The organism is Anaeromicropila populeti, from assembly GCF_900112775.1.
GTDB classification, from domain to species: Bacteria; Bacillota; Clostridia; order Lachnospirales; family Lachnospiraceae; genus Anaeromicropila_A; species Anaeromicropila_A populeti.
Genome location: NZ_FOYZ01000015.1, coordinates 32,465 through 58,722 on the forward strand (window position 1 = coordinate 32,465; position 26,258 = coordinate 58,722).

General features: G+C 34.6%; 24 protein-coding genes and 1 other annotated feature. Of the genes, 15 read left to right on the plus strand and 9 right to left on the minus strand.

What is annotated here, in order from left to right; genetic code table 11:
* Positions 1-28 precede the first annotated feature (28 nt).
* The 7 genes from BM305_RS15800 (at position 29) to BM305_RS15835 (ending at position 9,079) form a co-directional block, all read left to right on the plus strand.
* Positions 29-964 carry an AAA family ATPase gene (locus BM305_RS15800; RefSeq protein WP_408606133.1) on the plus strand — a complete coding sequence of 312 codons (936 nt, stop codon included), beginning with the start codon at positions 29-31 and terminating at the stop codon, positions 962-964.
* An 11-nt stretch (positions 965-975) separates the two neighbouring features.
* Positions 976-2,067, plus strand: coding sequence for a DUF58 domain-containing protein (locus tag BM305_RS15805; protein ID WP_092562965.1), 1,092 nt, complete (start codon positions 976-978; stop codon positions 2,065-2,067).
* The gene (locus BM305_RS15810) at positions 2,045-4,576 is read left to right on the plus strand and encodes a transglutaminase-like domain-containing protein (protein WP_092562969.1); all 2,532 of its coding nucleotides are present in this window, start codon (positions 2,045-2,047) and stop codon (positions 4,574-4,576) included. Before BM305_RS15805 ends, BM305_RS15810 begins: the two co-directional genes overlap by 23 nt.
* A gap of 103 nt (positions 4,577-4,679) precedes the next feature.
* Positions 4,680-6,668 carry a transketolase gene (gene tkt / locus BM305_RS15815; RefSeq protein ID WP_092562971.1) on the plus strand — a complete coding sequence of 663 codons (1,989 nt, stop codon included), beginning with the start codon at positions 4,680-4,682 and terminating at the stop codon, positions 6,666-6,668.
* Between the two features lie 159 nt (positions 6,669-6,827).
* Positions 6,828-7,550: a GTP pyrophosphokinase gene (locus BM305_RS15820; RefSeq protein WP_092562974.1), complete on the plus strand. Its 723-nt coding sequence runs from the start codon at positions 6,828-6,830 to the stop codon at positions 7,548-7,550.
* Positions 7,551-8,136: 586 nt separating this feature from the next.
* On the plus strand, positions 8,137-8,382 hold the full coding sequence (locus BM305_RS15830) for a hypothetical protein (RefSeq protein ID WP_092562980.1): 246 nt from the start codon (positions 8,137-8,139) through the stop codon (positions 8,380-8,382).
* 16 nt (positions 8,383-8,398) lie between these two features.
* The gene (locus BM305_RS15835) at positions 8,399-9,079 is read left to right on the plus strand and encodes a hypothetical protein (protein WP_092562983.1); all 681 of its coding nucleotides are present in this window, start codon (positions 8,399-8,401) and stop codon (positions 9,077-9,079) included.
* A 164-nt stretch (positions 9,080-9,243) separates the two neighbouring features.
* Here BM305_RS15835 and BM305_RS15840 read toward each other — a convergent pair whose 3' ends face one another.
* From BM305_RS15840 to BM305_RS15850, 3 genes are read right to left on the minus strand one after another with little or no spacing between them, the layout of a single operon-like run.
* Complete coding sequence (locus BM305_RS15840; RefSeq protein ID WP_092562986.1) at positions 9,244-10,503, minus strand: Ig-like domain-containing protein; 1,260 nt, start codon at positions 10,501-10,503, stop codon at positions 9,244-9,246.
* Between the two features lie 12 nt (positions 10,504-10,515).
* On the minus strand, positions 10,516-11,487 hold the full coding sequence (locus tag BM305_RS15845) for a S1 RNA-binding domain-containing protein (RefSeq protein ID WP_092562988.1): 972 nt from the start codon (positions 11,485-11,487) through the stop codon (positions 10,516-10,518).
* 37 nt (positions 11,488-11,524) lie between these two features.
* Positions 11,525-12,301 carry a GNAT family N-acetyltransferase gene (locus tag BM305_RS15850; RefSeq protein ID WP_092562991.1) on the minus strand — a complete coding sequence of 259 codons (777 nt, stop codon included), beginning with the start codon at positions 12,299-12,301 and terminating at the stop codon, positions 11,525-11,527.
* Between the two features lie 147 nt (positions 12,302-12,448).
* On the opposite strand from BM305_RS15850, the gene BM305_RS15855 reads away from it, so the two are divergent.
* Positions 12,449-13,162, plus strand: a complete 714-nt coding sequence (locus BM305_RS15855; protein ID WP_092562994.1) for an NUDIX domain-containing protein — start codon at positions 12,449-12,451, stop codon at positions 13,160-13,162.
* A gap of 65 nt (positions 13,163-13,227) precedes the next feature.
* On the opposite strand, the gene glgB is transcribed toward BM305_RS15855, so the two are convergent.
* From glgB to BM305_RS15885, 6 genes are all read right to left on the minus strand, one after another.
* A complete protein-coding gene (glgB, locus tag BM305_RS15860) occupies positions 13,228-15,468 on the minus strand; it encodes a 1,4-alpha-glucan branching protein GlgB (RefSeq protein ID WP_092562997.1) in 2,241 nt (746 codons plus the stop codon).
* On the minus strand, positions 15,453-16,799 hold the full coding sequence (locus tag BM305_RS15865) for an alpha-amylase family glycosyl hydrolase (protein ID WP_092563000.1): 1,347 nt from the start codon (positions 16,797-16,799) through the stop codon (positions 15,453-15,455). The genes glgB and BM305_RS15865 overlap by 16 nt, the downstream gene beginning before the upstream one ends.
* Before the next feature lie 39 nt (positions 16,800-16,838).
* Complete coding sequence (locus BM305_RS15870; protein WP_177214767.1) at positions 16,839-17,417, minus strand: TetR/AcrR family transcriptional regulator; 579 nt, start codon at positions 17,415-17,417, stop codon at positions 16,839-16,841.
* A gap of 319 nt (positions 17,418-17,736) precedes the next feature.
* Positions 17,737-19,056 carry an IS1380 family transposase gene (locus BM305_RS15875; RefSeq protein ID WP_092563006.1) on the minus strand — a complete coding sequence of 440 codons (1,320 nt, stop codon included), beginning with the start codon at positions 19,054-19,056 and terminating at the stop codon, positions 17,737-17,739.
* 416 nt (positions 19,057-19,472) lie between these two features.
* Entirely contained in the window at positions 19,473-20,048 is a 576-nt protein-coding gene (locus BM305_RS15880) for a DUF1700 domain-containing protein (RefSeq protein WP_092563009.1), read from the minus strand.
* Positions 20,045-20,395, minus strand: a complete 351-nt coding sequence (locus tag BM305_RS15885; protein ID WP_092563012.1) for a PadR family transcriptional regulator — start codon at positions 20,393-20,395, stop codon at positions 20,045-20,047. Before BM305_RS15885 ends, BM305_RS15880 begins: the two co-directional genes overlap by 4 nt.
* A 165-nt stretch (positions 20,396-20,560) precedes the next feature.
* Here BM305_RS15885 and BM305_RS15890 point away from each other — a divergent pair, with 165 nt between their 5' ends.
* From BM305_RS15890 to BM305_RS15920, 7 genes are all read left to right on the plus strand, one after another.
* Positions 20,561-21,046, plus strand: coding sequence for a glutathione peroxidase (locus BM305_RS15890; protein ID WP_092563014.1), 486 nt, complete (start codon positions 20,561-20,563; stop codon positions 21,044-21,046).
* Between the two features lie 5 nt (positions 21,047-21,051).
* A complete protein-coding gene (locus BM305_RS15895) occupies positions 21,052-21,597 on the plus strand; it encodes a glutathione peroxidase (protein ID WP_092563017.1) in 546 nt (181 codons plus the stop codon).
* Positions 21,598-21,657: 60 nt separating this feature from the next.
* A complete protein-coding gene (locus BM305_RS15900) occupies positions 21,658-22,080 on the plus strand; it encodes a MarR family winged helix-turn-helix transcriptional regulator (RefSeq protein ID WP_092563020.1) in 423 nt (140 codons plus the stop codon).
* A gap of 105 nt (positions 22,081-22,185) precedes the next feature.
* Positions 22,186-22,422: a binding site (T-box leader), on the plus strand.
* 67 nt (positions 22,423-22,489) lie between these two features.
* The gene (locus tag BM305_RS15905; protein WP_092563022.1) at positions 22,490-23,869 is read left to right on the plus strand and encodes a TrpB-like pyridoxal phosphate-dependent enzyme; all 1,380 of its coding nucleotides are present in this window, start codon (positions 22,490-22,492) and stop codon (positions 23,867-23,869) included.
* 118 nt (positions 23,870-23,987) lie between these two features.
* On the plus strand, positions 23,988-24,440 hold the full coding sequence (dtd, locus tag BM305_RS15910; RefSeq protein WP_092563025.1) for a D-aminoacyl-tRNA deacylase: 453 nt from the start codon (positions 23,988-23,990) through the stop codon (positions 24,438-24,440).
* Positions 24,441-24,450: 10 nt separating this feature from the next.
* The gene (locus BM305_RS15915) at positions 24,451-25,533 is read left to right on the plus strand and encodes a sensor histidine kinase (RefSeq protein WP_092563028.1); all 1,083 of its coding nucleotides are present in this window, start codon (positions 24,451-24,453) and stop codon (positions 25,531-25,533) included.
* Positions 25,526-26,236 (plus strand): response regulator, encoded by a 711-nt coding sequence (locus BM305_RS15920; RefSeq protein WP_092563031.1) that lies wholly within the window; start codon positions 25,526-25,528, stop codon positions 26,234-26,236. Before BM305_RS15915 ends, BM305_RS15920 begins: the two co-directional genes overlap by 8 nt.
* The last annotated feature ends 22 nt before the right edge of the window (positions 26,237-26,258 follow it).

Sequence of the window (26,258 nt, forward strand, 5' to 3'; positions counted from 1 at the left end):
AATAAACTGATTTGGAGGGACAAACGTGATTCAGTATGAGGATAAGATAAATAGAATAACAGGGTTAGTGGAACAAGCTATTATTGGGAAAAGAAGTATTATTGAAAAAGTTATGATGGCAATTTTGGCAAAAGGTCATATTTTAGTGGAAGACATACCAGGAGTTGGTAAAACTACGTTAGCAGTAGCATTTTCAAAGGCAATGAATTTAAAGCAAGTGAGGATGCAGTTTACGCCAGATGTGTTGCCAAGTGATGTAATTGGCTTTAATGTGCTGGATAGTCATAATAATATGGAGTTTAAGGAGGGAGCAGTATTTTGTAACTTATTTTTGGCAGATGAAATTAACCGGACCTCTCCTAAAACCCAGTCAGCCTTGCTTGAAGTAATGGAAGAAGGAAAGATTACAGTGGATGGACAAACTCGTTTGGTACCAAATCCATTTGTAGTAATTGCAACCCAGAATCCAGTGGGATCTATTGGAACACAGATGCTGCCAGAGTCACAGCTAGACAGATTTATGGTACGCCTTACGATCGGGTATCCAGATATTCAGTCTGAAATTAATATTTTAAAGTCTAAGCAGAAAGAAAACCCTCTGCATAAGGCTCAAAATGTAATAAATGAGGATGAGTTATTAGAAATGCAGGAGAGGGTAGATACTATTTATATTCACGATAAAGTTTATGATTATGTTGGAAAACTTGTTTATGAAACAAGAAACCATAGTATGATTGAATTAGGGGTAAGTCCAAGAGGAACAATTGCATTAATGTCTATGGCAAAAGGACGGGCATTTGTAAAAGGGCGGGAGTATGTAAATCCGGATGATTTAAAAAGCGTATTTAAGGATGTAGTATGCCATCGGATTTTACTTAACGCGCAGGCAAAATATAAGCAAATTAGTGTGGATGCAGTAGCAGATGACATCTTAAATAAGGTGCCAGCACCCAGAGTTGTATAAGGGGGCACCCAATGATTCGAAATTTGATACTTTATATAGTTTTTTCTGTATACGGAATTATTTTATCGGTTTTGTATACGGATTATGTAATTTTTATTTTGACAATTGCATTATGTTTACTGCCTATTGTTAGTTTTATTTTGACGCTGATTGCCAGCTGTTCATTAAAATTTTCTTTTGAGAATGAAAGTGTAAGGATTGAAAAAGGAGAAAGCTACCCATTATCTGTTTTGGTAGATAATAATTCTTTTTTTCCAATTGGAAAATGTAAATTTTATCTGATATGCAATTATGGGGGTCAGAAAACAAAAATTAAAAGGAAAATAAAATTTTCTATTTCAAGTCGCACAAAGCAAAAGTTGGAAGTGAGAATTTGCCCTGAATATTGTGGTAAAATTCAAATTCAGATTGCTAAAATACGAATTTATGATTATTTTAAAATATTTAAATTGAGTAAAAGAGCAGCAAATTCCTTTGAAGCGGTTATTTATCCAAAACTTCAATTCTACTTTTTAGAGGTAAAACATAGTAATTACTTGGTTAGGGGAGAAAGTGAGGAATTTTCAGATAAAAGGCCAGGAGATGATCCATCGGAGGTATTTCAGATACGGGATTACCAACAAGGGGACCGGCTGCAAAGAATACATTGGAAACTTAGTTCTAAAAAGAAAACTCTTATGGTTAAGGATTTTAGTGAACCAGTTATAACAGAAACATTGGTTTTATTTGATTTGTATTGCAGTAATGAGGGGGCAAAAATGATGGACGAGCTGGATTCTTTGATGGAACAGGTGCTTTCGGTATCGTATTCCTTAATAACGCAAGGGCATAGACATTATGTATCATGGTATGATGCAGCGATAGACCAGATTATTAGGAGAACTATTTATAAAGAAGAAGATTTCTATTTTCTCATGGAGGAGATAGTAAAATCAAAAACTTATCAAGCTAAGGGAGTGTTTGCAAAAAACTATGCTGCACTTTTCCCAAGTGAAAAAATGACAAATGTATTTTATGTTGGAAAAGATAACGTAGAGTCTTTTGAAATGTTTGGATTAAAGCCAGAGGTGGTGAGTAAAATTGAAAAACAGTCAGTGGATTAAAAGAAAGTATACATTATTTAAGGAAGATTCTGTAAAAGTAATAAAAATGGAAAAAGGTCATAGAAGTAACACAAAAAAAATCATACAAATTTTGTTGGAGATGTTGTTTATATTTTTGTGTACATATGGTTCATTATGTGGATTTATTAGTGCTTTTCATCTTTTGGTGGGGATAAATACAATCAAGTATATGCTATTTGTCTTATCTATAGCTTGTGTTATTGGTATTTATCCTGCAAAAAGTAGAAAATTTGTTGTTGGTGGTTATATTTTATTATTAGGTATTTGTTTTTTTGCAGTAAACCAAATTGCCCTGGATGGAGCAAAGCTGGTGTATAATCAGGTAATTCAGTATATGAACGAATATTTTGATATTAATATATTGGAAGTCCTTGTGAATTCAGATAGTGAAACAAAGAAAATGACTGTTTTTTTTATGTTATTAGCAGCAGCAGAAATATTTGTGGTATCTTTTGTCGTATGCTGTAAGAAAAGCCGAATTCTATATGTAGATGCCACGCTTCCTTTTGTTGCACTTCCGTATTTGGCTGGACTTTGTATTAGTCCACAGTATCTTTTGGCTTATGGATTAACTACAATGGTTGTGTTAATAAGACCTGCAAAGAAAAACCAGCTGGCAACACAACAGATTCAGGGTTTCATGTTTTTAGCTGGTACGGTGTTTTTAATACTTTGCTTTACTTTTGTTAAAAAAGAGTATTTTTACGAGGATTTTAATGCAGTAAATAAACAGGTGAAGTGGCAAAAGGATATTAAAAAATTGTCGGAGCAAGATACCTGGAATGAAATATTGAAAACAGATTTTCTTAACAAGAATACTGCCAGAGGTGGTCTAAATGGGGGAAAGCTAGGAAGAAACAGTGAGATAAAGTTTGAAAATAAAACTCAGTTTATTATTACAATGGAACAGACAGAAGAGTTTAGTAAGTTGTATTTGCGAGGATTTGTAGGAGAGAAGTATAGCAAAAATAGTTGGAAAGTACTAAGCAAAGAGGAGAAAAAGAATCTGGAAATTATAGAGGATGCATATGAAGTTTACAGTGAAAATATTTCTGCTAAATTTATCAGAAGTATGTCCAGTGAGGACTATATGGTATTAAGGTCTGTTTCTCAATTCTCTTCGTTAAGAAAAATTAAGGAAGTTGAAATAGATAAGAAAGCAATTGAGAATAAACAATATTTAATGCCATATGGCACAAAGGATACTATTTTTATGAAAGATACAGGCTTTCTTTCTATAAGAGAAAACAAAAATAATTATCAATTATTCTTTTATCCCGTTTTTAATGAGTTTCAAAAAATTCTTACACAGAACATTGGTTTGACAGAAGAGGAAGCAAATATTTTTTTTTATAGCAGTTCAGAAGATAAACAAACCTATAATACACAAAATGAGCAAATGGAAAAGGAGTATCGTGATTTTGTATATTTTAATTATTTAGATGCACCTGACAATGTGGACGCGCTTGTAGAAGCAAACAGCAATTTAAAAAATATGGAAATTGATTATTACGATAATAATCATTATCTAAGTAATCTAGGTGCTATTATTCAGACAATAAGGGATAATATGTATAGTACGTGTTCCTATACTTTGAGTCCAGGAAGGCTTCCCGCTAATAAGGATTTTGTAGAATATTTTTTGAAGGAAAGCAAAAAGGGTTATTGCACCCATTTTGCATCAGCGGCTGCCTTATTACTTCGCAAATCGGGAATACCTTCCCGGTATGTGGAAGGGTATGTGGTAACAGAAAGCGCCTATAGAACGGGAAAAGTAAATAATTTTATGAAAACAATCAACGTAAAGGATAATGCTGCACATGCATGGGTGGAAATATATATTAATGGGATTGGATGGGTTCCTGTTGAATTTACACCTTCTTCTGGTGAAGGAACAGTATCAGCCAATCAAATAACTAGTACATGGAAGCCAGGTAATGTACAGCCAACCGTACAGCCAGTTTTTTCTCCACGAAACACACCTTCCAGCAGGCAGACATCTACTCCGAAAGCCTCAGGAAAAAAAGGAACTACAGGAAAAGGAACTCAGGCAGAAGACAGAAATTATGTTAATATAATATTTCTGGCTATTCTAGTAGTAGTGGCTGTTATTGTGGGTGCTCTGCTTCTACACTATATTTACTTAAAGAAAAGGGCAAAAAAACTTTTGGGCACAACAAATCGAAATAAAAAAGTAATTTTTTTATATCAGCAATTATGCTTTCAGATATGTACACTAGGTCAATATTCTTTTAGCAGGATACAAAGTGGGGACTGGTTTGAAGCAATTGAAGTACTGGGTATCATAGAAAAAGAGGAGCTGTCATTTCTGTTTGAAATAATGGACAGGGCTGCATTTGGACCAGGGTGGATCCCAGAACAAGAAATGGTACATGTGGAACACTTGTATGTGAAAGTAAGAACAAACTTGTATGAAAATGCAACAAAAATGCAAAGACTATATTATCTTTTTTGGAAAGTATACTAGATATTATATTTTTCGTGGATTTTTTAAACATTGTATTGTATAATAATCAATGATTTTAAATGATAAAATAAAGATTTAGGAAGAAAACAGGAGGTATTCAAATATGAGTAGTATCGAAACAATGTCAGTTAATGCAATTCGTGTCTTATCAGCAGATGCGGTTCAAAAGGCAAATTCAGGACACCCAGGGTTACCATTAGGTTCTGCGGCTATGGCTTACGAACTATGGGCTAACCACATGAAACATAATCCATGCAACCCTAATTGGCCAAATAGGGACAGATTTATTTTATCTGGTGGACATGGTTCCACATTACTGTATTCGTTATTACACTTATTTGGATATGGAAATCTTTCAACAGAAGATTTGTCACAGTTCAGACAAGATGGTTCTTTAACACCTGGACATCCAGAGTATGGACATACAGTTGGTGTAGAGGCAACCACAGGACCTTTAGGAGCTGGTATGGGTATGGCTGTTGGTATGGCAATGGCAGAGGCACATATGGCTGCAAAGTTTAATAAGGATGAGTATAAAATTGTAGATCATTATACATTTGTTTTAGGTGGAGACGGCTGTATGATGGAAGGTATTTCATCAGAGGCATTTTCACTTGCAGGTACACTTGGACTTGGTAAATTAATTGTATTATATGATTCTAATAAAATTTCTATTGAAGGCGATACAGACATTGCATTTACAGAGGATGTTGAGAAAAGATTTCAAGCATTTGGATTCCAGACTTTGTGTGTAGAAGATGGTAATGATCTTGTTGAAATTGGTAAAGCAATTGAAGCAGCTAAGGCAGATACAACAAGACCTACAATGATTCGCGTTAAGACAAAGATTGGCTTTGGATGTCCGGCAAAGGAAGGTAAGGCTAGTGCACATGGTGAACCGTTAGGGGCAGATAATGTGACAGCATTAAAAGAAAATTTGGGATGGCCTTCACAAGAAGCTTTTTATGTTCCAGATGAGGTATATGTTCACTATAACCAGTTAAAAGAAAAATTATCAGCTGAAGAAGAGACATGGAACAAATTATTTGCAGAGTATGAAGTAAAATTTCCTGAGATGAAAGCTTTATGGGATGATATGCACGCAGGAACAGATGCAGAAGCTCTTTTGAACAGTGAAGAACTTTGGGCTGTAGATGACAAAACAGAAGCAACGCGTAACCTGTCAGGTATGATTATTAATCGCTTAAAGGATATGATTCCAGGGTTATTTGGTGGTTCTGCTGACTTATCTCCATCTACTAAAACATATATGAACGGAGAAGGAGATTTTTCAAAGGACAATTATGCAGGACGTAATCTTCATTTTGGTGTAAGAGAACTTGCAATGGCGGCAATTGGAAATGGACTTGCTTTATATGGAGGATTAAAGCCATTTGTTTCAACGTTTTTTGTATTTAGTGATTATGTAAAACCAATGGCAAGACTGTCTTCTTTAATGGGACTTCCATTAACATTTGTTTTAACCCATGATAGTATCGGGGTTGGGGAAGATGGACCTACCCATGAGCCAATTGAGCAGTTAGCCATGTTACGTGCAATGCCTAATTTTACAGTATATCGTCCAGCAGATGCTACTGAAACAGTTGCAGCCTGGTATTATGCAGTTACGTCAAAAAATACTCCTACGGCAATTGTATTAACACGTCAAGGCCTTCCAAAGCAGGCTAACTCAAGTAAAGAAGCTTTAAAGGGTGGTTACATTTTATCAGATTCAGAAAAGTCAGTGCCAGATGTAATTTTGATGGCAAGTGGTTCTGAAGTTGCATTGGCTATGGATGCAAAAGAAGAGCTTGCAAAGGAAAATGTAGATGTTCGTGTAGTAAGTATGCCATCTATGGATGTGTTTGAGCAACAGTCGGCAGAATATAAGGAAGCTGTTCTTCCAAAGGCATGTCGTAAGAGAGTTGCAGTTGAAGCATTAACTGATTTTGGATGGGGTAAATATGTAGGTCTGGATGGTGCATATGTTACAATGAAGTCTTTTGGTGCCAGTGCTCCAGCCGATATATTATTTAAAAAGTTTGGATTTACAAAAGAAAATGTTGTTAATACAGTAAAAGGTATTTTATAAATAATTCTCTCTTCTATGTGCAAATTGTACAGAAAAAGTATGAAGGATTCCTAAAGAATTTATTAAATAACTTGATGTTCAATCTTTTGTAACAATTTTATGATATGATAGTAACAAGTAAAATAATTTACTTGTTATGATGCACATAGGAGAGAGTATATGGAGTTGCCAATTTATTATGATGAGAGTGAAGAATGGAGCAAGGCAATTTTGCTTTATGATTCAGCACTCAAAGAGATGAATACAAAGCTTGAAATTTTAAATAATGAGTTTAAATTAGCCCACAGCTATAATCCAATAGAACATATTACATCAAGAATTAAGTCACCTGAGAGTATTGCTAAGAAAATCAGACATAAAAACAGAGAGTTAACAATAGAAAATATTGTTAAATATGTGAATGATGTAGCAGGCATTCGTGTTATTTGCTCTTTTTCATCTGACATTTATCGTATAGCAGATGCCATAGCAAAACAAAATGATGTTAAAGTACTTAAAGTCAAGGATTATATTATGTGTCCAAAGGAAAATGGGTATAAAAGCTATCATATGATTGTATCCGTTCCTATTTTTTTGTCGAATAATGTAATTAGCACCAAGGTGGAAATACAAATCCGGACAATAGCCATGGATTTTTGGGCGAGTCTGGAACATAAAATTTATTACAAATTTGAAGGAAATGCACCAGAACGGATTCGGAATGATTTAAGGGAATGTGCAGATATTATATCTTATCTGGATGTTAAAATGAAGTCGCTTAATGAAGAGATACAGGGATACAGCAAAAATTCACTGGATGAATATAAAGATGGGTTGTCTGATTATTATACCACGGAGATAAAAGAATCGTATGGAACGATAGTAGAGGAAGAAGTAGAGTAGGAGTATTGAGCAGAGTGGAAAATGAATAGATTAGTTAGTTCATTAAGTAGTTTACTTCTTTACAAATGCAAAAAAATGGAATATAATACTTGTTATAGTTAATAATAAAAGAATAAAAAGTGAAAGGGGAGTGTAGTGAGGAGGTTAACAAAAAGTATTGCAGACATTATGAATAAAGCGGATTATTACTCATGCAGCTTTATTTTTACTGTTATTATAACGGCAATTTTTGCCTGTTTGGACTTATGCATTAGTGATTCTATAAAAGTTGTAGATTTTTTTAGAATTCTAATTACATATATGGTGCCATCATTAAATACTTTGTTCTTATCGTATTTTCTATTTGAAAATTTCAAAAACGGAGTAAGGACATTTTTAATTTCATTGTCACTATGTAGTATCATTCCGTATATAATATATTTGAAGTTTGGAAATAATATTTTTGGGGGTATTATTTTTTCAGTTATATTTTTTCTATATTATTATGGACTGAATTTGCATATATATCATATTAAAGATGTTTCGGATTACCGGATACAGGAAGTACAAAACAAGGTTTCAGGCTAAGGAGTGTGATTAAAAATTTATGGATTTAGCAATAAAAGTTATTTTTATAGTAATTTCAAGTATATTTTTTATGTTAGCACATATCGTTCCTAAATATTCTATTAAGTATAAAAGAAACAATAGGAAAAAGAATGTAGCAGCTGAAGTAGAAAGTATGATTCGAGATGTTTTTCTTTTAAGGTCATTCAAAGTTATAAATCATGAAAAGGCCATTGATGATGTTTATGAAAGAATGTCTAAATACAATACAAGTTTTAGAATATAGGATTGAGTGATTTTGCATGAATAGTAATACTTTTGATGCTATTTGGAATGTCACAATACAGATAGCAACACAGTTGATTCAAAGGATAGACAAAAAGGTAGCCGCTCAAATTGATTTATGCATAGTGGACAGTAAAAAAGAAATGATATTAAAACAGTATGATAAATGCAGAAATGAGCTTAAGGAAAAGTATTACCAAGGAGTTTATAAAAATGGATTGATATGCCACCATAAAATTGCGTCATGTTATTGTAGTGCTCTGATTCAGCATAAAATAGTAAGATATGATTGTATGAAAATTGATTTGAAATATCTTGCTTTTCTAAGTGAAGATAAGTTGAAGAGTGGGATTAAAACAAAGCAGGAAAATATACCTTTTTTAAATTATAAGATTGCTTTTTTAGCGGGTCTATCGATTGTGTATTTATATTTATTGGAATACTATGAAACCAGTGAACAATTAACGGAGAACGAGAGAGAATTTGCAGTGAAAATATTAATTGAACGAGGTAATTTGGAATATCCAGCTGTAAATGATACACATGATGATTTTCTAGATGGTGTAGTTAAGATGATTGGGATAAGAGACTTAAATAATGATGAATTTGATACGTTGGGTTTTTCTTACATATATTATTTTATTGAAGAATACAATAAAACGATAATACGAAAAAATTATTTGGAACAGTTATCTTAGGACAGGCTATTTACTTGAAAAGCTAATATTGTACAGTTGTCAGTAGATGGTTCAGAAGCAGAAGTAATTGAAATGATAGAGCATTGCAGTGATATTTTTCTTAATATAAAAAGCGTCCAATGCTCTAAAAATTGAGTAGTGGACGCTTTTTACAAGGTAAAAATCTATTTTACAGTAATCTTAATTTTCTTTGTTTTATTACTTCCATCAGTTGTTTTCACCGTAATGGTACATGTCCCCTTTTTCTTTGCGGTTATCTTACCAGTGCTAGATACGGTTGCAACACTTTTATTAGATGAACGATAAGAAAGCTTCTTATTGGTTGCAGTGCTTGGAGCTACAGTCACTTTTAGCTGAAAACTTTTACCCTTTGTTAGTGTTTTCTTAGTAACATTTGGAGTAATGGAGGTGACAGCAATTCCTTTCACCACTGCTTTGGTTTGCGCTGTAAAGGTTCCGTCTGACGAGTAGCAGGTAATGGTTGCAGTACCAGAAGACTTGCCTGTAACAATGCCATCTTTAGAAACACTTGCAATATCCGTATCAGAAGAGTACCATATTAAGTCATATTCGGATTCATCTCCTGTAAAGTTAACAAATTCATAATCAATAGAAACCTGTCCATCTACACTAATAGTGGGTGGGGTTGTTAAACGCAGGTAAGCAGTTGGGTTTGTTACAGTGGAAGCATCGTCTTTACATACCATTAAAATATAAGAACCATCCGTGTAGGCATCAAAAACATATTGATTCGATGTATTCACATAACCGTTCATTTTAGCCATAATTGTCTTGCGATTAGCAGTATAGAATACAGAAACATAACTTTTATCATAACCACTTGGTATCGATACTTTTACAGGAAGTGGTTTGGCGGGATCAAACAGCAAATCCTTGATATCAAGTTCAAAAGCAAAAAAAGTATTGGTTAGATTAATTTCATGAACAGCATCTTCTACTTTACTTTTATCAATTAATGAAATATTCATTTCGGTTGCATAACCATAATCCTGACCGTTTATGTCCACCGTAAAGGTAGCAGAAACAGTGCTGTCAGAAACAGTTTGAGTTAAAATTTCGGGATAATTGGATGATTTTTGTTCCCATTTGGCATATAAATAAGTGGTTCCCGTTACCTTAGTCATCATATCAAATGGAATCGTTAAACCGGAGTTGGAATACCATCCCCGAAACCAGTACCCATACCGATAGGGAGTATTAGGCAGTTCAATGGTCGTTCCATAGGGAACATTATAAATTGGACTAACATACGTACCTCCATTTGAATTAAAATAGACGGTATAAGTGGTTCCCTTCAAACTGGAAGCCAACACAGTATTTGTAACCTCTACAGGTGGTGTAATAGTTATAAATAGTAATAAAACCATTATAAAAACTGAAACATTCCTTTTATTTCTTTTCAATATAAATCCTCCTTACGAATCAAAGTGAAACTTAGATAAAAGAGAGCCTAATGTTGCAGGAGCAGTGTCCTCAGAAATATATTCAATAGGTGCCTCCTCAATGTCCTCAACTATTTCTGCCTTTTCTTCGACTGCTTTTATGCTCAAGCTGATTTTCCCGTCTTTTACATCTATAATTTTGACGGTTACTTCTTGTCCCTCTTGAACAACTTCCTTTGGTGATTTAATGTGCTTTCCGCAAATCTGTGAGATATGAACCAGTCCACTGAGATTTTCACCAATATTAACAAAAACACCATATGGCATAAGCTTTTCGATTACGCCTGTAGTCACTAAACCTACCTGAAGACTTGAGATTTTTTGCTTTTTCTGTTCAGCCTCTTTACGATATTCTACTTCCTTAGCAGATAAAATAAGTTTCCTTTTGTCTTCCTCTACTGTAATTATAATAGCTTCTACTGTTTTGCCAGCCCATTGGTCAAGATTATCCACATATCCAAGAGAAAGCTGAGAAGCAGGAATAAATCCACGGATACCTTCAACATAGGTAATAACGCCGCCATTTACAATTTCTTTAATTTTACAGGTATATACAGTTTCTAGTTTCTTTGCTTCCTTTAATAAATCCCAGGATAAAGCATCCTTTGCTTTCTTTAGGGATAGCACAATGTGACCTTCTCCGTCATCTTCAGAAAGAACAAGAGCAGTAACGGAGTCCCCAAGTGACAAATCAGACTTAATAGAAAAAGAAGGATCATTGCTAGCTTCTTCTGCTTTAATAATTCCTTCGGTATAATATCCCAAATCAACCATAACTTCTGTTTCTGTTATACCTATAATAGTGCCAGTTATACATTCTCCTTCGTTAATAGAGCGAAAAGATCTATTTATCTCATCTTGAAATTCATCCATGGAAGGTATTGGTTCTTTTACTTCCACAGCTTCTTCTTCTGTAGTTAATTCATTGTTTAAAGAATCAGACATATAAAATACCTCACTTACTTTTTTCATATTTATTTTATTATAACACAGGTTTGGAACGGAACCAATAGGTATATAGATACTGAAAGCCAAGACCTTCATAAAGTTTTCTGGCAGTGTGGTTTCCTTCTACTACCTGTAGATAGGCGCGGCTGGCTCCGTGCCGCATTGCTTCCTGAATAATGCGGCTGCATATCATATTGCCCAGACTTCTCTTTCTATACTGGGCATCAACATAAATGGCATATAAGCCAATATGATCACGGTCTAGAATACCTAAACCAGAAGCAATCATTTTTTGGTTATCTTCAATACGCACTACAATAGTCTTTTTTGGTATTGCTTTAAACATAGCAGGAACAATTTTCCGATGAATTGGATCCATCGTTCCGTTTAAATGAAAAAGATTATGAATCCAGTCATCCGTAATGATGTCAGTAACTTGAACTAATGTTTCTGCTTCGGTTTCTAATTTAGTATGTCCTAAATAAGGATGAAAGCAGGATAGAGGCATGGTCATAACCTCTGTAGTATGTTCTATTTTGTACTGTTGTTTATCTAAATAAGAATCAATTTCCGGATTGGTTAAGGGGCTAATTTTAAAAATACAAGGTGTTTTTTCGTTCCTATATTCATTTTCACAAAAAAGGACTTTATCTGATAAAGCTATTTTGGAAGGAGAAATAATATTTACACAGTTAGTCCTGTGAGTGTAGTTATGCGAAAAGCGAAGGAGCCATCCATCGTACATCTCCATTTTATGAGATGGCCATGCATTTAAAGAAAGCTCTTCAATTGTATAAATATAATCATTCATGTTAAAGGTCTCCCATTTTTCAAGCGGAATATACACGCTATTGTATATATTGATTATATTTTATATGATTGACTTTTGCAACGAAAAAGGATATTTTTGAAATAGAAACAATTTTAAAGAAATAGAAAACTGGAAAGGAAGAAAAAAATGGCAGCATTTTTAGAAAATATAACGCCTTTTATAGGAAACGGAACCGTTAATGAGAATGGAGAAGATTTAGAAACATTTTTAGATCATTATAATGCAGATAAATATAAGAAGCCAAGTGTAACAGCAGATATTCTGGTGTTTAGCTATTGTGGAACACTAACAAAGAAGCTGGATGGATTAAAACTGTTAATGATTAAGCGACGAAACCACCCTTGTATAGGCATGTGGGCGCTTCCAGGTGGATTTGCTAATATGCAGGAAGATCTTATAGAATCTGCCCGCAGGGAACTAGAAGAAGAAACAAGTCTTACCGATGTGCCTATGGAACAGCTTTTTACTTATGGTGAATATAAACGGGATCCAAGGGACAGAGTAGTTACAACAGCATATATTGCACTTATAGAGGAGGGAACTAAAAAGGCTCAGGCTGGTGATGATGCAGCAGAGGCGGTCTGGTGGGATGTATCGTTTCAGCTGAGGAAAGAAAGACAGTTTCAGGAAAAGGAAAGAGAAGTAAAAGAAGAGATATATCAGATTATATTAACCGATCAAAATACAATGGAATGTATTTCGGCAGTGGTAGCAAAATATGAAAACACCAGTGGGGTGTTAAAAAATACTAGATTTCAGATGATTGAGACGAATGGAATAGCATTTGATCATCCTAGGTTTATTGTACAGGGGCTTTTGTATTTGCTAGAAAGAATTTAACAATAATAAAGAGGTTGAATTGCTGCACCTATAGTAAGGTGCGGCAGTTCAACCTCTTAAAAAGTTTATCTTTTCTTTTTCTTTCCTGAATGGTAATGATAATGAAATACAACAATAGAAAGAGGTGGGAGTGTAAAGGTAATGGAATAAGTTTTTCCATTACAGCTTTTTTTGACAGCATGAACAGAGCCACCAATAATTTTTCCTTGACCACCAAATTCCAACGCATCAGAATTTAATACTTCTGTATAATTGCCAGGACAAGGGACACCTACAGTAAACTCCGTTTTTTCAACAGGTGTAAAGTTACAAACAAACAAAAGCTGATCCTTTGATGAATTTCCGCGGCGAATAAAGGAAATAATACTGCTTTGGGCATCACTACAATCAATCCATTCAAAACCAATTTGTTCTGCGTCATTTGCATAAAAAGCAGAGTTTTTAAGATAAAGCTTATTTAATGTTTTAACATAGTGCTGCATCTGTTGGTGCTTTTCCTCCTGAAGCAGATACCAGTCTAAAGAACGAGCCTCGCTCCACTCCCGAAGCTGTGCAAATTCCTGTCCCATAAACAATAGTTTTTTACCAGGATGACCATACATAAAGCCATAAGCGGTACGTAAATTTGCAAACTTATCAAAATCCTCTCCTGGCATTTTATTTAGCAAAGTACATTTACCATGAACCACCTCATCATGGGACAATACCTGTATAAAATTTTCGCTGTAAGCATACATAAGACTAAAGGTCAGACGGTTGTGATTAAACTGTCTGAAATAAGGATCTAGTTTCATGTATTCCAGAAAATCATTCATCCAACCCATATTCCACTTAAAGTGAAAACCTAATCCTTTCATGTCTACTGGAGCAGTAACGCCAGCCCAGGCAGTAGACTCTTCCGCAATCACCAGAACGCCAGGATAATCTTTCTCAACTACTTCATTAATATGCTGCATTAATAGAATGGCATCATAATTTTCACGTCCACCATTTTCATTTGGAAGCCACTCACCATCTTGCTTACCATAATCCAGATAAAGCATGGAGGCAACAGCATCCACACGAATGCCATCGATATGGTATTGTTTAATCCAGAATAAAACATTTGCAAGTAAGAAGTTTTCCACTTCCTTTTTCCCATAATTAAAGATATATGTTCCCCAATGTGGATGTTCTCCCCGTCGGCTGTCTGGATGCTCAAATAGTGCTTCACCATCAAATCGAGCTAAGCCATGGGCATCTTTAGGAAAATGTGCAGGCACCCAGTCTAATATTATGGAAATACCTTTTTGATGCATGTAATCAATAAAGTACATAAAATCCTGAGGAGTTCCATATCTTCTTGTTGGAGCATAGTAGCCAGTAACCTGATATCCCCAGGAACCGTCAAAAGGATATTCTGCAATCCCCATTAATTCAATGTGGGTATATCCCATATCTACAACGTAATCAGCCAGTTCATGTGCCAGTTCTCTATAGTTGTAAAATCCGTTATCATCATTATCATTATGTTTTTTCCATGATCCAAGATGAACTTCATAAATATTTATTGGTTCCTTTAAATAATCAACACGGGCTTTTTGAGTCCGTTGTTTCATCCAAGAATCATCCTGCCAGTAGTAATTTGTAATATCTGCAACTACAGAAGCATTATTAGGCCTTAATTCACTGCAATTTGCATAGGGATCGGATTTGTGCAGGACTTCGCCTGAGCGGGTCACTACCTGGTATTTATAAATTGCACCTGGCTGTACCCGTGGAATAAATAATTCATAAATGCCGGATGAACTGATGAGATTCATTGGATGAAGCCGTCCGTCCCACATATTAAAGTCACCAATAACGCTTACACTTCTGGCATGTGGAGCCCAGACAGCAAAGGAAACTCCTTCAACGCTATTTCTGACTACAGGATGTGCGCCCAGCTTATTATATATTTCATAATGTTTGCCTTCACCAAAAAGATGTAAATCAAGCTCACCGATTTCAGATGAAAAGCTATAAGGATCTTCCGTTATTACAATGTCATTTACTCCATATTCAATTTCAAGCAGATAATTTTCAAAAGGAAGCTCTTCAAAAAACGCTCCAAATGTGCCAGCATCATCAATTGGTTTTAGATAATATCTAGAACATCCAGAAACATCAGTTGCTTTAACAGATTTTGCATATGGGCGGTAAACAACAAGTACATATCCACCGGATATTTTATGAAGTCCTAGAAGTTTCTTAGGACAATTGTTAATTCCTTTTTGTAATTCTTCATACTGATCTTTATTAATAAAATCCATTAGCCTTTGATCCATAATAACCTCCCACTATTAGCCTTAAGTTCTATAATGGCATTATCATTTTCGCATAAAATCTGTTGGTTTGTAAATAAATCTACTACGTTACTGCCATGTCCTTTTAACGGTACTACAATACGAGCAGGAGAATCATCATTATTTACGGCTGTAATACATCCTCCCGTTTGGGTAAACCGGCCAAAAGCATATTGACGATTGGTCAGCAAAAGCTCAATATATTGCCCATAGGTAAGTGAATCATGTTCTGCCTTTGCCGTGCTTAGTTTACGGATTAAACCAAGCAAGAAATCGTCATTTATTTCTTCTGTTAATGACTTTAAATCGAGAGCTGGCCTTAGTGGATCATCAGAACCATTTATTTTTCTGCCTTCCAAAGCAAATTCAGAACCATAGTAAAGTGATGGAATGCCAGGTAAAGTATAAAGCAGATAATAAATAGGAATCAAGTGAGCTTTGTTTGTGACTTTTGATGCAATCCGGTCAACATCATGGTTATCTACAAAAGTATACAGACTACTCGCATGACCCTGAAGCTGGTCGTTTAATCTCTTTACCGTATGAGCAATTTCAAAATAATTGTGGTCATTGTGACCAGAATAGAGAGCCTTATGTAAATGATAATTGGTTACGGAATGAAAAATATCAGGGTTTACCCAGCGGCAGTACTCACCATGTATTACTTCACCCATTAACCAAAATTCAGGCTTTACTTCATTGGAAACGCGGCGCAGTGCTTTCATAAATTCAAAATCCAAAACATCTGCGGCATCTAGCCGGATACCGTCAATGTCGAATTCTGATACCCAGAACCGGATGACATCACAAATGTAAGAAATAACCTCTGGGTTATGCTGGTTCAACTTTACAAGCAAATTATGTCCCCCCCAGTTTTCATAGGAAAATCCATCATTGTATTCTGTGTTGCCCCAAAAATTAATGTTTTTATACCAGCTTGTGTAGGGGGAGGATTCTCTATGCTGCTTAATATCCTGAAAAGCAAAAAATCCACGTCCTGTGTGGTTAAATACACCATCTAAAATGACTCTTATATCAGCAGAATGACAAGCCTCTATAAAATGTTTTAATGTATTATTAGTACCAAGTCGCTTGTCCACCGTTTTGTAATCAGAAGTGTCATATCCGTGGGTTGCAGATTCAAAAACCGGGCCTAAGTAAATGGCAGTACATCCCAATTCCTTAATATGAGGAATCCAATCCTCTAAAAGCTGTAATCGTTCACAAAGCTGGGCACCTTCGTTTTGTTTCGGTGCATTTAACAGACCTAGTGGATAAATGTGATAAAAGACTGCTTTTTCATACCATGCCATAAAAATATCTCCTTCCTTATCGTTGCACTTCATAAATAATTATGAAAATATACCATGCATAAACTGGTGAACTAGTGAATATGCAACTTGTTCTTGTGTAATTGCTTTATTCAAATTATTTTTTTCAATCAGGACAGTAATGTATAGGTTAATAATACCTAAAAATCCCATAGCAAACTGCTCCTGTCTTCCGCGCATATTCCCCAGTTGTGGAGTAAAACGCTCAAAAACCCCGCTTAAAAGCTGGAATTGTTCTGTTAAATAAGGGTGTATTGCTTTATGGGATTCATTTTCTTTTGCGGAATAAAATAATGCCAACATAAAAAAGAAGAACTCTTTTTCTTCTGTGGCAGTCGATAAATAGATTTTTGTGATTTCACATAACGAAACCGTCAAGTCGGCTGAATACAACGATGAATTGCGGATACGGTCGTTAAATGGTCTACATTTATATTCTAAAATGCTCTCAAGCAGTCCATATTTACTTTTAAAATAATAGTACAGGGTAGGTTTTGTAATGCCTGCGTGGTTCACAATTTCCTGTATGCTAACTGCATCATATCCACGCTGATAAAAAAGCTGCAAGGCACATTCTAAAATTTTTTCTCTGTTATCCATAAGTTTTAATACCTTTCGTATTACTATATTCAGGTACATGATCGAGTATACCAATCGGTATATAAAATGTCAAGAAAAAGGAGTGACACTTTGACTTAAATAGTAAAAAAGTATTGAGAAATAAATTAAGGAGTAGTACTATAAAAATAAAATATTAAGCCTGAATTATTCATAGTGCTATAAAAAATTAATCTACGCACCAACTTTATATTTGAAGCTCAATTATGGTGGAAATTATTAATACTGTGCCTAAAAAAGGGTATAAAATCCCTGTGATAATCAAAATCACCATTTTAAAACTGTCAATGTACAGTATTTTTTATTCTAGCTTTGGTAGTAGCTTTATGTTCTTCAAGGTTTCGATAAATGCTTCCTTATAAGGGCAACTGCTACAAAGCTTGAATGTAATATATCGGGCTGAATGCACCATTTTAGCAGCGATTTTCAATAACTTCAAACGGACCGTATCTATCTGAAGCTTTCTCATAGACTTAGGAAGCACGAGACGACGAAACCAGTTGAAAATGTTATAAACCAATACCGAAATCTGCATTCTGTTAGAATTAATAGCCATGCTGCGACTAGACATAGTACCCATATCAACCCCGTTTTTGGATTCCTTGATGAAGTTTTCCATCCTACCACGATTACAGTAAAACAGGATGATTTCTGATGGTTTCATGTCCATGTTTGTTACAATAAAGGTATGCATATATACAAGCTGTCCAGCTGGTTTTTCAACCTTTACGACAATTCTTCTTGTTTGTCCCCAGCTTAACGCAGCATAACGAAACTCTCCATAGACAACGGCATAATCTACCTTGTTGTCAGCAGTTATCTCATCAAGTTCTCTTTCAAGAGATTCTGACAGTTTTGCTAGAGTATCATTTGCTATTAGACGTATTGCATAGGAAGTACCATTGGTTTCAAGCAGTTCAAATAAATCTGGATCTGCAAATCCACTGTCCCCTCGCAGATATAGCGCCACATCAGGATAATCCTCTTGGTATTCCATCAGTAACGGTTTTAGGAATGAACAGCAATCCGTTGAAGTGTAGACATTTCCTGGTCTGAGAATAGCTTTCAATAAATCACCTGTCAGTCCATCATAGCAGAGCAAAGGATGATATCCATTATTAGAATAATGGTAATTAAATCCCTCACCTTCCTGTTTGCCAAAAGTATTAAACAGGGTAGAGTCTATATCTAATAGAACCATTTCTGGTTTACGAATGAAATAGATTCTTTTCCGGAGAAGATATAAAATCCAATCCAACTGCATTAGAGTAATATCATCCATTCGATTAAAAAAACGAGACATAGTCGGTTGAGATGCTAAAGAATCTTTATCAAACAGATTTGTAAAAATGGGGTCAATAGTCAGCTCATCAGAATCATCATCAGCAAAGTAGCCTGCTAACTGTTGATATATTTTTTGTAACAAGTTTTCGTTATCCTTGTGGATGCGGATAGTTTTATCATTGGTCTGAAAATTCTGTTCAATCAGCTTGTCAAGACCGATTTTGCAGATAAACTCTTTCAGTAAGAGCAGACCTGCATCGGAGGATAAATCACCTCCATCAAAATTTATTTTAATCTTACTATTGCTTTCAGAACGAAGTTCACTTAAACTATACATAAAGAGTTTCTCCTTTGTAATATGGTGTTGTGGTGACTTCATTTTAACAAAAAAGGAACTCTTTTTCTATTGTTTTGGTTTCACTTTTTAAGTGAAAGTAATAAGAAGATGAAAATACAGTAATTATACGGTGCGAAGCACCGATAGATGAATTACCATGAATAATTCAGGTTAAGTTCTACAGATTATTTTTATTGTTTTTTTATGAATAATTTTGTTGATATAAAAAGATATAATACTTTTATACAGGAAATTGAATTAAGTTATGACAAGATACAGCCATTGCTTTTAGCTGAAATGTTAGATAATTACAATTATTCCGAAGGGCCTGATAAGTATATATATGGAAATGGAACACAGTCTATGCTGGACATGTATAAGGAAATAATTTATAGAAATGCCTGTATGTTGATGGTTCAGTATTTAAAAGATGAATATACATTTCCTTTTCGTTTTTTTGACACAGCTTGTGCATATTTAATTTCTAGCTTCAATAAGAAATAACCAATTAAAAATAATAATACACCTAAAAAAATAGATGTTGGAAAAACCAAAAGAGGATGCAAAGAATATGCACCAACTTCTATTTTAATATATGGGATGTCAAATCCAAGCAAGAATCCAATGCTTTTAATTGCACCCATAATGACAGACATAACACTACATATTAATAATGAAAATGATAAAATACTTAAAATGGGGTGAACAAATACATTAGTCATTCCAATTAAAATATATAATGAAAATAGCTTTCTAATTTTTTCTATTCCAAATGAGTTTGACTTACTTACAGACTTTTCTAAGAATTCCAGTGCTAGTTGCTTTGGAGGTGTCAGCTGTCTCAAAACCTCATCTGCTGAGATGCCTTCATTTTTTTGTAAATCTTCTATATAGCTTTCTAATTCCTTTATTATGTCAGTGCGTTCTGCTTTTGGAATATGTTTTAAATATTTATCAACAGATGAAATGTAGTGGTCTATATCTTGGTTCATGTGTTATCTCCCTTCAAACTTTTTATTAATTGAACTAAATCCTCCCATTCCAATGTCATTAGTGCTAAATAATCCTTTCCTTTTTGAGTTATTGAATAGTATTTTCTGGAAGGTACACCTTGTACGGTATCTTGCCAGAAGGAGTCCAAATATTCATCTTTTAACATTCTTCTTAATAAAGGATAAATGGTACTTTCTTTCGTGGTGATACAGGACCATTTATTAAGCTCCATTAATATCTCATATCCGTACCAGTCCCTCTTATTCACTAGTAGTAAAATGCAGTATTCCAAAGTTCCTCTTTTTAATTGTGTTTTCCATTCTTCTATTTTACAATTATTTTCCATACATACATCGTAACACATAGTATATCGTTTGTCAATATATTGTTTATGACGCCACAACAAATATATTGCACACAATTAAATTGTATAACTGACAATGCGATTTAATTGTGTTAAAATAAATTGCATAAAACCAAATGTGAATATTAAATAAAGGAGAAGTGCAAAATGAGTATATATGATTATCAAGTTAAGGATGCAGAGGGTAAAGTAGTGTCATTGGCAGACTATAAGGAAAAGCTGCTTCTTGTAGTAAATACAGCTACAGGCTGTGGCTTTACACCACAATATGAAGGGCTACAAAAGCTTTATGATAAATACCAGCAAAAAGGTCTGGAAATATTAGACTTTCCATGTAACCAATTTGGACATCAAGCGCCTGGCACAGAAAAAGAAATTGTGGGTTTTTGCCAGTTAAACTATGGAGTAACATTTAAACAATTTGCTAAAGTAGAGGTAAATGGAAAAAATGAAGATCCCCTTTTTACATTTTTAAAGAAAGAACAGGGGGGAATATTAGGAGCAAAAATAAAATGGAATTTTACTAAGTTTTTAATTAATCAGCGGGGGGAAGTGGTGAAACGATATGCACCAGCGGAAAAACCAGAGAATATTGAAAAAGACATTATAGAATTATTAAAGGAAAAGAGGTAAAAAAGATGAATGTTTATGACTTTATAGTTAAGGATAAGGATGATAATGAATTCTCTTTAAAGGAATATGAAGGAATGGTTTTATTAATTATGAATTCCGCAACTGGCTGCGGCTTTACGCCACAATACGATGAATTGCAGGATTTATATGAAAAATATGCAGATCAAGGATTTGCAATATTAGATTTTCCATGTAATCAATTTGAAAACCAGGCACCTGGAAGTACAGAGGAAATTATTACATTTTGCAGCACAAAGTTTGGGATTACATTTCCTATTTTCTCTAAAATTAATGTAAAGGGTGATGATGCGGAGCCTCTTTTTCAATACTTAACAGAACAAAAGGGGTTTGAAGGATTTTCCTCAGACCATCAGTTAACGCCATTACTAGAACAAATTGTTTCAAAAAAAGATCCGGATTATGCGGGCAAAGCAGATATTAAATGGAATTTTACAAAATTTCTAATAAATAGAAAGGGTGAGGTAATAGCCCGATTTGAGCCGACGGAATATATGTATGTTATCGAAGAAAAGATTAAGGAGACATTATAATTTTAAAGAATTGTATTCAATAAAATGACATGCTATAATGAAGACAAGGAGATGAGTTGCATGAACACAGATGCATTAAAATTAGAAAATCAGCTTTGTTTTCCTCTATATGCATGCGCAAAAGAAGTTGTACGAAAGTATAAACCATTTTTAGATGAAATCGGAATAACATACACACAATATATAACGATGATGGTACTTTGGGAACACAGAAGTATAAATGTAAAAACGCTGGGCGAATATTTATATTTGGATTCTGGTACACTGACCCCGCTTTTAAAAAAGCTGGAAGGAATGGGGCTAATTAAAAGACGGCGTCTGGAAACAGACGAAAGAAATGTAATTGTGGATTTAACCGAACAGGGAGAAAAACTAAAGCTGGATGCAGTTGGGATTCCTGAAAAAATTGGCGCGTGTATTTCGTTAGAGGAAGAGGAAGCGAAAACATTATATCGCATTTTATATAAAATTTTAAAACAGTAAAAGAGTATAGGTAAGTCTAGTTCATGGGGATTTACCTATAATTCCTTTGATATTCATATTGACAAAACTAAGTAAAAAGCCGTATACTTTTTATATAATTACAAAAGTAAACTAATGACTAAGAGTAGTATGTCAGCATTATTGTTTTAAGCGAATTGCAGTTGGTGTGAGTGCAGTAACAAGGGTGACAGAATGGACTTAGGAAGGCAGGAGGAACGGCGCAGCCTAGTAATACCTGACGTGTGCCTGCACGTTATAACAGGAATGTTGAGATACACATAGTTGAGAGGGCTTTATGCCAATTTGGGTGGTACCGCAGAAGTAATTGCTTTTGTCCCAAAGAGGGATAAGGGCTTTTTTTAATTGGTTTTAAATTACAAATACAAGCGATTGAAAGGATGACAAAGAAATGGCAAAAATACCACATAGAATCTATTTATCAGAAGAACAAATGCCAAAGCAATGGTATAATTTACGTGCAGATATGAAGGAACTTCCAGAACCAGTGCTTAACCCACAAACCTTTAAGCCAGCAACGGTAGAAGACTTGTATCCTGTTTTTTGTGAAAAACTGGCACAACAGGAATTAGATGATAAAACGCATTATATAGATATTCCAGAGGAAGTACAGGAGTTTTATAAAATGTATCGTCCATCACCATTAATTCGTGCATATAATCTAGAAAAATATTTAGATACACCTGCAAAGATTTATTTTAAATTTGAGGGAAATAATACATCAGGAAGTCATAAGCTGAATAGTGCAATTGCACAGGCTTATTATGCAAAGGAACAGGGGCTGACAAGTCTTACTACAGAGACAGGGGCTGGACAGTGGGGAACTGCATTATCTGAGGCATGTGCCTATTACAATATACCTCTTACAGTGTTTATGGTAAAATGCTCCTATGAACAAAAGCCTTTTCGTCGTGCAGTAATTGAGACTTTTGATGCAATGATTCATCCTAGTCCAAGTACAAACACAGCAGCTGGACGTGCTATTTTAGAGGCAAATCCAAACACAACAGGAAGTTTGGGATGTGCTATTTCTGAAGCGGTTGAAAAAGCTGTTACAACAGAAGGATGTAAGTATGTATTAGGTTCTGTATTGAATCAGGTATTATTACACCAGTCTATTATTGGAGAAGAGTGTAAGATTGCTATGGAAATGTTTGATGAATATCCAGATGTAATAGTTGGCTGTGCAGGCGGTGGTTCTAATCTAGGTGGCTTAATTGCTCCATTTATGCGTGATAAACTTACAGGCAAAGCAAATCCAAGAATGGTAGCAGTGGAACCAGCATCTTGTCCATCCCTGACTAGGGGCAGATATGCATATGATTTTTGTGATACAGGTAAAATCACACCACTTGCTAAAATGTATACATTGGGTTGTGAATATGTACCTTCTGCAAATCATGCAGGTGGATTAAGATATCATGGTATGTCTCCAATCTTATCAAAGCTATACCATGATGGATATATGGAAGCTATTTCAGTTGAGCAGACAAAAGTATTTGAAGCTGCTGTATTATTTGCAAAACAGGAGACAATTCTGCCAGCACCTGAATCTGCACACGCTATATTAGGAGCAATTCAGGAAGCTCAAAAATGTAAAGAAACTGGAGAGGCAAAGACTATATTATTTGGCTTAACAGGTACAGGATATTTTGATATGACAGCATATGACTCTTATCGTTCAGGAAAAATGTCAGATTATATTCCAACAGACGAAGATTTGCAAAAAGGCTTTCATGGACTTCCAAAGATTCCTGGGATTCAAGAATAGAGATAGTTATATAAAAACTGGGTGCCATTTTGCAAAGTTGCAGTGTGGCACCTTTTTATATGCGTTAAGAAGATAGCTTTTATTTATTGCAAAAAAATGAAAAAAGGATGATAATAAAATGAAAGTATTTATACAAAGAGTAGAAAAAGCATCTGTTACGGTAGAAGGAACGTGTATTGGATCAATTGGCAAGGGGCTTCTGATCTTATTAGGCGTGGCAAATGAAGATACAAGGGAAATAGCAGAGAAAATGTTTCAGAAGATGGTAAAGCTTCGTATTTTTGCTGATGAGAATGGGAAGACAAATCTTTCTCTTAAGGATGTAGGAGGAGAACTTTTAGTTGTTTCACAATTTACATTATATGCTGATTGCAGAAAGGGAAACCGTCCAAGCTTTATTCAGGCTGGAGGTGCCAGAATTGCAGAAGAATTATATGAATATTTTTTGGAACTATGTAAAAATGAAATGGGAAAAGTGGAGAGTGGTAAATTTGGAGCAGATATGAAAGTAGACCTTATAAATGATGGACCATTTACAATTCTTTTGGATAGTGAACAAATATTAAGCTAGGAGATGGCTTATGAAAAATCTAATGATGTTTATAAAACAAAATAATTTAATTATTACACTGGTTTTTTTGCTGATAGGGACAGGAATGGCATTTTTAATTTTTAGCTTTGCGTCAAAAAGTCTGATTAACATTATATTATTATATATTTTGACACTTATGTTTATAGTAAGGTATACAAACAATTATTACTATGGAGCTATGGCTGCATTCATTTCCATTGCCTGTGCAAATTATTTTTTTAGTTATCCATATTTTAAATTTAATTTTACCCAGACAGAGTATTTTTTGACATGTGCTGAGATTCTTGCTATTACCCTGTTCACGACTACCACAACTTCTCATGTAAAATCTCAGTCACAAATGCTAGAAGAGCGTGATAAGCAGTTAGTAGAAGCAGAAAAGGAAAAAATGAGGGCAAATCTTTTGCGTGCAGTTTCCCATGATTTACGGACACCCTTAACCAGTATAATAGGCGAAATTTCATCTTTTAGGGAAAATGCAGATAATTTAAGTGAAGAAGAAAAGAATGACCTTGCAAAGAATATATATGATGATGCCATTTGGCTGCTCAATATGGTAGAAAACTTGCTTTCCATTACAAGGATAAAAAACAGTGTGACAAAAGTAAAAAAATCATCAGAAGCAGTAGAAGAGGTTATATCAGAAGCGGTAACAAGGTTAAAAAAGAGAATACCACATGCCAACATTGTTGTATCTGTACCAAATGAATTTTTAATGATTCCTATGGATGCCATATTGATTGAGCAGGTAATTATTAATTTGTTAGAAAATGCAATTATTCACTCAGAAAGTACAAAGCCAATTGAATTAAAAATTACTTCTAATAACACAGTTGCAGCTTTTCACATAATTGATTATGGGATAGGTATAGATGAAAACAGAATAAATGACTTGTTTGAAGGATTTCCTGCCAGAGAAGCACATACAGCGGATAATCGAAAGGGAATGGGAATAGGATTGTCTATTTGTAAAACAATTATTTTGGCACATGATGGAAAGATATCTGCAAAAAACCATGAGTATGGTGCAGAGTTTTATTTTGAATTGCCCAAGGAGGAATTGAATGAATAATAATTTTAGTGTTTTAATTATAGAAGATGAAAAAAATATAAGTAATTTTATATCTAAAATTTTGACATCTCATGGGTATCGGGTAATTACATCACTTTCAGGAAAGGAAGGAATGTATCTGATTGCTTCTCAGTGTCCAGATATTATTTTGCTAGATCTTGGGCTGCCAGATATGGATGGAGTGGATATAATCCGCCAAGTCCGCCAGTGGTCCAGTAATCCTATTATTGTGGTATCTGCTCGAATTCAGGAAAATGATAAGGTACAGGCATTGGATGCAGGTGCAGATGACTATATTACGAAACCATTTGGGACATCTGAGCTTCTTGCCAGAATCAGGACATCCATCCGGCATAATAACAAACTAAATAAGGAGGCTCCACTCTTTAAGTATCCGTATAAAGCAATGGATTTGTATATAGATTTTTTAAATCATGTGATAACATTAAAGGGTGAGGTAATACATTTAACACCTGTTGAGTATAAAATAGTGGCATATCTAGCATTGAACTCGGGAAAGGTTATGACGCATTCTTCTATTATGAAAGAAGTATGGGGTCCTTATGTGGAAGAGGATAATAAGATATTGAGGGTAAATATGGCGAATATCAGAAGGAAAATAGAAATAAATCCGGCAGAACCTAAATACATTTTTACAGAAGTTGGTGTAGGTTATCGTATGTTGGATGACGAACTTAGTTAATCTAAAGCTTCGCCATCCATTA